Consider the following 8418-nt stretch of genomic DNA (forward strand, 5'->3'; position numbering starts at 1 on the left):
CGAACGCCGCACGCACCGTCTGTGACCGACGTGCCCCGCGCCCCGGGAGGGGCGCGGGGCACGTGTCCGCGTGGCGCCGGTGCGTCAGCGCACGGGCTCGAGCTCCTCGCTTGCCTGCGGTTCGGCGCTGCGCCACAGCCGCGCGTACGCCCCGCCCGCCGCGAGGAGTTCGGTGTGCGTGCCGTACTCGACGGGCCTTCCGGCGTCCATCACCAGCACCTTGTCGCACCGCTGCGCGGTGGTGAGACGGTGCGCGACGAGCAGCGCCGTGCGGTCCCGCGCCGCCCTGAACATGCCGTCCAGGACGGCGGATTCGGCGCTCCGGTCGAGCATCGCGGTCGCCTCGTCCAGGAGCAGCAGGTCGGGGTCGACGAGCGCCACCCGGGCGAGCGCCACGAGCTGACGCTCTCCGGCCGACAGGTTCGCACCCGCCTGGCGCACGGGATGCCGGAACCCTCCGGGCAGCCGGGCGAGCGCCGCGGTGGCGCCCACGGCCTCGGCGGCGGCGGTCACCTCCGCGTCCGACGCGTCGGGCCTGCCGTAGCGGATGTTCTCCGCGACGTCGCCCTCGAACAGGTGCGCCTCCTGCGGGACGATGCCGATCAGCCGCCGGTAGGCGACCGGGTCGTACCGGGTGATGTCGACGCCGTCGAGCCGCACCGTGCCGGACGACGGGTCGTGGAACCGCGCGAGGATCTTCACCAGCGTGGACTTGCCCGCGCCGGTGGCTCCGACCACGGCGACACTCGTGCCCGCGTCCAGGACCAGCTCCGGCACGTGCAGGGTGTCCGCGTCGGAGCCTTCGTACCGGAAGGTCACGTCCCGCAGTTCGACCCGCCCCTCGACGCTCTCGGGCACGGGTGCGGGGTCGGCCGCCGGCCGCTGGGTGGGCTCGGTCGCGAGCAGTTCCGTCACCTTGCGCACGCTGGTGCGGGTCTGCAGGTACGCGTCGTAGATGGAGGACAGCTGCTGGATCGGCCCGTAGAACTGGCCGAGCAGGAGCAGGAACGCCGCGAGGACACCGGCGGTCACCGCGCCGCTCGCCACGAGGTGCCCTCCGGCCAGCACCACCAGCGCCATGGAGAGTTCCGAGCAGAACGCCAGGAAGGGGAAGTACAGCGAGATGTAGCGCTGTCCCTTCACCTGGATGAGGCGGTTCAGGTCGGACAGGGCGCTGAAGCGCTTCGCGGTGCTGTGCTGCCTGCCGTGGGACTGGGCGACGCGCAGCCCGGCGACGTTCTCGCGCAGCGAGGTGTTCACCTTGCCCAGCTGGTCGCGTGCCTCGGCGTACGCGCTCGAACTGAGCCGCCGGAACACCGGTGTCACCAGGGCGATCAGCGGGAACGGCGCGAGGGCGGCGAGGGCCAGCCGGTGGTCGAGCGCGAGCATGGCCACGGCGATGCCCGCCATGGTCAGCACGCTCACCAGGCCCTGCACCATGCCCTGTTGCAGGAACTTCGACAGCGAGTCGATGTCGACCGTCATCCGGGTGAGCAGGCTGCCGCCGCTCTCCTTCTCGTAGTGGTCGACGCCGAGCCGCTGCAAGTGCCGGAAGCTGCGCATCCGCAGGGCGTACTGCACCGCCTCCGAGGCCCGGGCACTGATGAGGGTCTGGTACGTGTAGACGCACCAGTTGGCCGCGCACAGCAGCAGGGACAGCGCGGCGATCCACCACACGGCGTGCATCGAGCCGGCCGTGATGCCGTCGTCGATGCCGTGCTGGAGCAGGATCGGCACGGCGACGCGGGCCAGGGCGTCGAAGACGATCAGGGCGAGCGCGATCGCCAGCAGGGTGCGCACGGGCCGCAGGACGGAGCGCAGCGTGGGCGGCGCGTCCCGGCCCGCCGCCGTGAGCGAACGCTCCGGCAACTCGGCGAAGCGGTCCCGGCGTCCGGCCGGCTCCGTGGACGGCGCGGAGTCCACGGACTGCGCGGGCTCCGTCGCGCGGCCGGGCCACAGCTCGTCCGGCGTGCGGGCGGTCCGCTCCGCGATGTCCTCGCTGTCGCCCGCGATCAGCTCCTGGAAGACGACGCAGCGTCCGGCGAGTTCCTCGTAGGTGCCGGTGTCGGCGACACGGCCGCCGTCCAGCACCACGATCCGGTCGGCGAGACGCAGGGTCGAGCGGCGGCGGGCGATCAGCACGGTGATGCGGTCCGCGCCCACATGGTCCTCGAGGGCGCGGTGGATGGCCGACTCGGTCGTGGCGTCCACCGCGGAGGTGGCGTCGTCGACGATGAGCACGGGCGGGCGTTCCAGCAACGCGCGGGCGAGTGCGAGCCGTTGGCGCTGTCCGCCCGAGAGGTTCTGCCCGCGCTCGGCGAGCCGGGTGTCGTAGCCGTCGGGGAGCGCGGTGACGAAGGCGTGTGCACCCGCCGCCTCGGCCGCGGCGACGACCTGCTCGTCGGTCGCGCCCTCGTGTCCGTAGGCGATGTTCTCCCGGACGCTGCGGGCGAAGAGGAAGGGCTCCTCGAAGACCACGCCGACCTGGGAGCGCAGCGATTCCAGGCGCAGGGTGCGGATGTCGACCGGTCCGTCGGCGGTGGCGAGGGCGACGCGGCCCGATGTGGCGTCGTAGAAGCGCGGGATGAGGAGCGAGAGGGTGGACTTGCCGGAGCCGGAGGGTCCGACGACGGCGACGGTCTCCCCGGCGGTGACGCGGAAGGAGACGTCGTGCAGGACCGGGTCGTCGTGCGTGTAGCCGAAGCCGACGTTCTCGAACAGCAGCTCCGTCGGCGCCTGCGGGAGGTCCGTGGCGCCGTCGTGGACCTCGGGGCGGGCGTCGACGAGTTCGAAGATCCGCTCGGCGGACGCGCGCGTGCGCTGCGCGATGACCAGGTACGAGGCGAACACCCGGGTCGGTCCGGTCAGCATGGTCAGGTAGGCGGCGAACGCGATGAACGTTCCGATGTCCACCGTGCGGTCCATGACCAGGCTGCCGCCGTACACGAGGACGGCGATCTGACCGAGGACCGGCAGGGCGAGCATGGTGGCGCCGGGGGCCGCGTGCACCCGCATGGTGCGCATGCGGCGGCGGAACAGACCGCGGGCGGCCCGGTCGAGGCGCCGGATCTCGCGGTCCTCCTGACTGAAGCCCTTCACGACGCGGACTCCGTCGATGGTCTCCTTGAGGTGCTCGGTGACCTCGGCGGCCTCGTTCGCCGCCCGGGCCGAGGTCTCGAAGACGCGCCGCCTGGTCCACAGGGCGACGGCGCCGAGCGCGAGCACGACGACCACGGTGACGGCGGTCAGCCGCGGGGAGAGCCAGAGCATCGCGACGATGCCGAACAGGTAGTAGGTGACGACGGTCAGCGGCACCGGCAGCATCGTGAGCATCTGCTGGATCTGCTGGAGGTCGCTGTTGGTGCGGGAGATGACCTGTCCGGTGCGCAGCCGGTCCTGGCCGGGTCCGTCGAGCCGCTGAATGCTGCGGAAGACGTCCTCGCGCAGGGCGTGCTGCACGTCGAGGGCGAGTTTGCCTCCGGTGAAGCGCCGTACGTAGTTGCCCGCGAAGTCGATCGCGGCGATCAGCACGAGTCCTGCGGCGAGCCAACCGATGCCGCTGCTGTCCCCGGCGACCGCCCGGTTCACGCCGTCCTTGGTGAGCAGGGGGCCGAGCGTCACGAGGACGATGCTGAGGATGGAGGAGAGGACGATCCCGGCCATGAGCCGGCGGCGCCGCAGGCAGATGCCCATCAGCCGGCGCAGCCAGCCGGGACCGGCTGTGGGGGTGGGTGAAGTCGGCATGCTTCCTCAGTGGTCGGCGGTGAGCGCGCGGACGGCCCCGTCGGGGCGGGTGCCCGACGCGACGAGTGCGGCGAGCCGGCGGGCGACGACGGTGGGCGGGTCCTGCGCGCGCATCTCGTCCCGCACCTGCGCGGCGGCGGTCCGCAGGCTCCGGTCGGTGAGCAGCCGGTGGATGTCGGCGGTGACCAGGCCCTGTTCGCCCGGGACGAAGCCACAGCCGCGGTCGGCCACGACGCGGGCGTTCACCGGGCGGTCGGCGCCCTGGCCGAACACGATCTGCGGGATGCCCGCGGAGAGGGCGGTCAGGGTGTTGCCCGCTCCGCCGTGGTGGATGAATCCGGCCGCACGGCCCAGCAGGGGGCCCATCGGGACCCAGGGCACGAGGCGCACGTTGTCGGGGAGGGTGTCGATCTCGCGGCGCCCGTGCTCGCCCAGGGAGAGGACGAACTCGGCGTCCACCTCGTGGGCGGACTCGACGACCCACCGCACCAGGTCGATTCCGTCGACCATCGGCTTGAGGGTGCCGAGGCTGACGACGACGCGCGGGCGGCCGGTGTCGGCGCTCCACCAGTCCTCCAGTACGGTCCCGCCGTTGTAGGGCACGTACCGCATGGACAGGAGATCGGGTTCGTCGAGCACCTGCATGCTCGGCGGGGCGATGTCCACCCAGGCCAGGTCCCGTGGGGGCGCGTCGACGCCGTGCCGGGCGTACGCCTCGTCCATCGACCGGGTGACCCCCTCGACGTGGAAGCGCTGGTGACCGAAGCCGACGGTCTGCAGGACGACCGGGATGTCGTGCTTCGCGGCGACCAGCGGCCCCGCGACGCCGAGCGGCGGGTAGACGACGAGGTCCGGCTGCCACGCGCCCGCGAAGTCGACGAGGGCGTCGGCCATCTCGTCGCCGAAGAACGAGAACCTGCCGATCTTCGTCCCCATGTCGAGCCGCTTGCGTCGCTCCTCGCCCCGCCGGTACTCGGCTTCGGAGTCGAGGTCCGGTGCGGCGTCGAACCCGACGAGCCCGGCTTCGGCCACCCGCTGCGTGAAGGCGCCCGCGCTGGCCACCACCACGTCGTGTCCCTCCGTGCGGAAGGCCTGGGCCAACGACAGGACGGGATACAGCAGTCCGTACAGCGGCGGACCGACGAAAAGCACACGCATGAGCAATCTCCCGAGTGATTAGGTTAGGCTTACCTAAGTTGCTATCACAAGTCCGCAGGAGAGAGCGAGATCGTCTTGAGTCACGCGAGGACCGCCGCACCCACCACCGACGAGAGTCCCCGACTCGGCGCGCTGCGGGCCACGTTGGACGCGGGCGACCGGTCGGCCGTCGACCGGTTCTGGCGCGACGCCAGCGCGACGGGCACTCCCCTCGTCGAGGAACTTCCGGGCGCCCCCGACGAACGCCTCGTGACCTTCCTGTGGCGCCAGGACCGGCCGGTCGAGGGCGTCTACGCCCTCGTCAACCGCGTCACCGACAAACATCTCGCCCCGCGGGGCATGATGCGCCGCCTCCCGGACACGGACGTGTGGCGGGTGACGCTGCGTCTGCCCGTGGGGCTGCGCTGCACCTACCGCATCCACCCCTTCGGACCCGGCGATCCGCAGCTCGGGCCGGACGGCCCCCGCTCCGGCTCCTCCCGAGGGCTGCCCGACGACCGCTCGGACCCCCTCAACCGGCATGCGGCGGGCCCCTTCGGCTCCCTGCTCGAGATCGGGGAACCTCCTTCCCTGGCCGACTGGCTCGCCCCGGCCGCGCCCTCCCCCGGCGCCGGCCGCACGGAGACCTTCGACCTGCGCGGCGGGGACGGGGAGACCTACCGCGTACGGCAGTTCGTCCCCGGTCCCGCGGTGCCGGGCGCCGGAGACGGACCGCCCGCACTGCTCGTCGTCCTCGACGGGGAGCAGTGGTTCGACAGGTTCGGGATCGTGCCCGCGCTGGCCTCCGCCGTCGCCGCCGGGCGCGTCCGGCCGGTGTCCGTCGTCGGTGTCGAGGCAGGGGCCGACACCGCGGCGCGCATGCGGCAGCTCGGCGCCAACCGACGGTTCGTCGACGTCCTCGCCGACGACCTGCTGCCCGCCGTCAGGGCCCGGCTGCCGCACCCGCCCGCCCGGCGCGACACCGTCCTGTGCGGGCAGAGCCTCGGCGGGCTCACCGCGCTGGTCACGGCGCTGCACCGGCCCGACGCCTTCGGCACGGTCCTGGCCCACTCCGCGTCGACCTGGTGGCGGCCCGGCATGACGGCCCGCCCGCGTGCCACTCCCCCCGGCGAGGACACCTGGCTGTACGAGCAGGCCGTCGCCGCCCCGCTCAACGACGTGCGGATCCGCGTGGACGTCGGCTCCAACGAGGGGACGATGACCGGGGATCTGCGCCGCCTGCACACGGCCTTGAGGTCGCGCGGCTTCGACTCCTGCCTGCACGTGTACGCGGGCGGCCACGACCACGCGTGCTGGGCCGCCGCCCTCACGGCGGGCCTGGCGGAGGCCGCACCCCCAGCCGCTCACCCGACCGCTCACCCGGCCGCGCGGTCTTCCTGCGGACATCGGCACAGCGGAATGTGAAATGTTCCGCCGATTTCCTGGATCTTCGGTGAGAAGTGATTGATCCGGACGCCCCGGTCGGCATGGGAATGATCCGCGGGGGACACACCTCTCCTTATCATCGGAATCCACAGTTCCGTCATAGGAGGACCTCAGTGAAGATGCTCCACGGGCGCCGGACCCGCATTCTGGGCGCCACCACCGCGACGGCAGGACTGCTGCTCGTGGCCGCGTGCACCTCCACCGATGACGGCGGCAGCGCCTCCAGGACCGCCGCGGGCGGGGTCGAGCTCGTGAAGGCGGGCAAGCTCACCACCTGCACCCATTTGCCGTATCCGCCTTTCCAGTCGGAGATCGACGGCAAGGTGCAGGGATTCGACGTGTCCCTCGTCGACCTCGTCGCCGACCAGCTGGGCGTCAAGCAGGACATCCTCGACACGCCCTTCGAGAATTTCAAGACGGGCGCGTTCCTGAATTCCGGCGAGTGCGATCTCGCCGCCGCCGGCATGACCATCACGGCGGAACGCAAGAAGAACGTCGACTTCTCCGACCCGTACTTCAACGCCACGCAGGCGCTGCTGGTCGACAGGAAGAGCGGGGTCGGCTCGCTCGCCGACGCGAAGGCCAAGAAGGTCAAGCTCGGGGCGCAGGCACAGACGACCGGCGAGGACTACGCGAAGGAGCAGGGCTTCGACCCGGTCTCCTTCGAGTCCTCCGACGCCGTGCTCAACGGGTTGCGCACGGGCCAGGTCCAGGCGGTCGTCATCGACTACCCGGTGGTCCAGGGCTGGCTCAAGGACAAGGCCAACGCGAAGGCCTTCGACGTCGCGGCCAACATCGACACCGGCGAGCAGTACGGCTTCACCGTGAAGAAGGGGAACAAGGCGCTGCGCGACGCCATCGACAAGGCACTCGCGAAGGCCCGGTCCGACGGCACGTACAAGAAGCTGTACGAGCGGTGGATCGGCCCCTACGACGCCGCCGCCGCGTCGCCGGCCGCCTCATGACCCAGGCGGACGCCGCACTCCAGCCGAAGCGCAAGGGCCTCAGCCGGCGCCGCAGGCGCAGCCTGTCCCGGGGCGCGCAGTACGTCGTCTTCGTGGCGGCCGTGATCGCGTTCGCGGTCTCGGCCGACTGGGGGCGGCTGAAGAACCAGTTCGCCCAGGGCGACATCGCGCGGCAGATGTTCCCGGACGTCATCACGCTGGCTCTGAAGAACACCGTCGTCTACACGGTGACCGGCTTCGTCGTGGGCCTCGCCCTCGGCATGCTCATCGCGCTGATGCGACTGTCGTCCGTGGGCCCCTACCGCTGGCTGGCCGGCGTCTACATCGAGATCTTCCGCGGACTGCCCGCCCTGCTGATCTTCATCTTCATCGGCGTGGCCGTACCGCTGGCCTTCCCCGGTACGGAGATCGTCGGCGGCACGTACGGCAAGGTCGCCCTCGCCCTCGGTCTCGTGGCCGCCGCCTACATGGCGGAGACGATCCGCGCGGGTATCCAGGCGGTGCCCAAGGGCCAGATGGAGGCGGCCCGTTCGCTCGGGTTCTCGCCGGCGCGCGCCATGATCTCCATCATCGTGCCGCAGGCCTTCCGCATCATCCTGCCGCCGCTGACCAACGAGCTGGTCCTGCTCTTCAAGGACTCCTCGCTGGTGCTGTTCCTGGGTGTCACCCTCGAGGAGCGCGAACTGTCCAAGTACGGGCGCGACCTGGCCAGCCAGACCGCCAACTCCACGCCCATCCTCGTCGCCGGGCTGTGCTACCTGCTCGTGACGATCCCGCTCGGTTTCGTGGTGCGGCGCATGGAGACGAAGACCCAGGAGGCCGTCAGGTGAACGGGAAGAGCGACGCGGACCGCCCCGAGATCCTGGTCCGTGACCTGCACAAGTCCTTCGGGGACAACCACGTCCTGCGCGGCATCGACCTGGAGGTGGGCCGCGGCGACGTCGTGTGCGTCATCGGCCCCTCCGGCTCGGGCAAGTCCACGCTGCTGCGCTGTGTGAACCTGCTGGAGGAGCCGAGCAAGGGGCAGGTGTTCGTCGGCGGCACCGAACTGACCGACCCGGACGTCGACATCGACGCGGTCCGCCGCCGCATCGGGATGGTCTTCCAGCAGTTCAACCTGTTCCCG

6 protein-coding genes are annotated in these 8418 nt (G+C 71.5%); 4 read left to right on the forward strand and 2 right to left on the reverse strand.

Translation table 11 applies throughout. The annotated features are described in order from the left end of the window. Positions 1 to 84: 84 nt before the first annotated feature. Both GTW43_RS08555 and GTW43_RS08560 read right to left on the reverse strand, forming a co-directional pair. Positions 85 to 3744 carry an ABC transporter ATP-binding protein gene (locus GTW43_RS08555; protein WP_161301033.1) on the reverse strand — a complete coding sequence of 1220 codons (3660 nt, stop codon included), beginning with the start codon at positions 3742 to 3744 and terminating at the stop codon, positions 85 to 87. Positions 3745 to 3750: 6 nt separating this feature from the next. Further along, entirely contained in the window at positions 3751 to 4902 is a 1152-nt protein-coding gene (locus GTW43_RS08560) for a glycosyltransferase (protein ID WP_161301034.1), read from the reverse strand. 75 nt (positions 4903 to 4977) lie between these two features. Between GTW43_RS08560 and GTW43_RS08565 the strand changes: the two genes are divergently transcribed. From GTW43_RS08565 to GTW43_RS08580, 4 genes are all read left to right on the forward strand, one after another. Continuing rightward, positions 4978 to 6306, forward strand: coding sequence for an alpha/beta hydrolase-fold protein (locus GTW43_RS08565; protein WP_161301035.1), 1329 nt, complete (start codon positions 4978 to 4980; stop codon positions 6304 to 6306). A gap of 134 nt (positions 6307 to 6440) precedes the next feature. Further along, positions 6441 to 7292 carry an ABC transporter substrate-binding protein gene (locus GTW43_RS08570; RefSeq protein WP_161301036.1) on the forward strand — a complete coding sequence of 284 codons (852 nt, stop codon included), beginning with the start codon at positions 6441 to 6443 and terminating at the stop codon, positions 7290 to 7292. Next, positions 7289 to 8122, forward strand: a complete 834-nt coding sequence (locus GTW43_RS08575; protein WP_161301037.1) for an amino acid ABC transporter permease — start codon at positions 7289 to 7291, stop codon at positions 8120 to 8122. The genes GTW43_RS08570 and GTW43_RS08575 overlap by 4 nt, the downstream gene beginning before the upstream one ends. Then, a partial coding sequence (locus GTW43_RS08580) for an ATP-binding cassette domain-containing protein (protein ID WP_161301038.1) occupies positions 8119 to 8418 on the forward strand: 300 nt, incomplete at its 3' end. The genes GTW43_RS08575 and GTW43_RS08580, both read left to right, overlap by 4 nt.

Source organism: Streptomyces sp. SID5785 (assembly GCF_009870065.1).
Classification (GTDB): Bacteria; Actinomycetota; Actinomycetes; order Streptomycetales; family Streptomycetaceae; genus Streptomyces.

What these genes read in the sequence shown, in the direction of transcription:
- GTW43_RS08555 (WP_161301033.1), bottom strand. Translation starts at nt 3,744, where the DNA reads ATGCCGACTTCACCCACCCCCACAGCCGGTCCCGGCTGGCTGCGCCGG.
- GTW43_RS08575 (WP_161301037.1), top strand. Translation starts at nt 7,289, where the DNA reads ATGACCCAGGCGGACGCCGCACTCCAGCCGAAGCGCAAGGGCCTCAGC.
- GTW43_RS08560 (WP_161301034.1), bottom strand. Translation starts at nt 4,902, where the DNA reads ATGCGTGTGCTTTTCGTCGGTCCGCCGCTGTACGGACTGCTGTATCCC.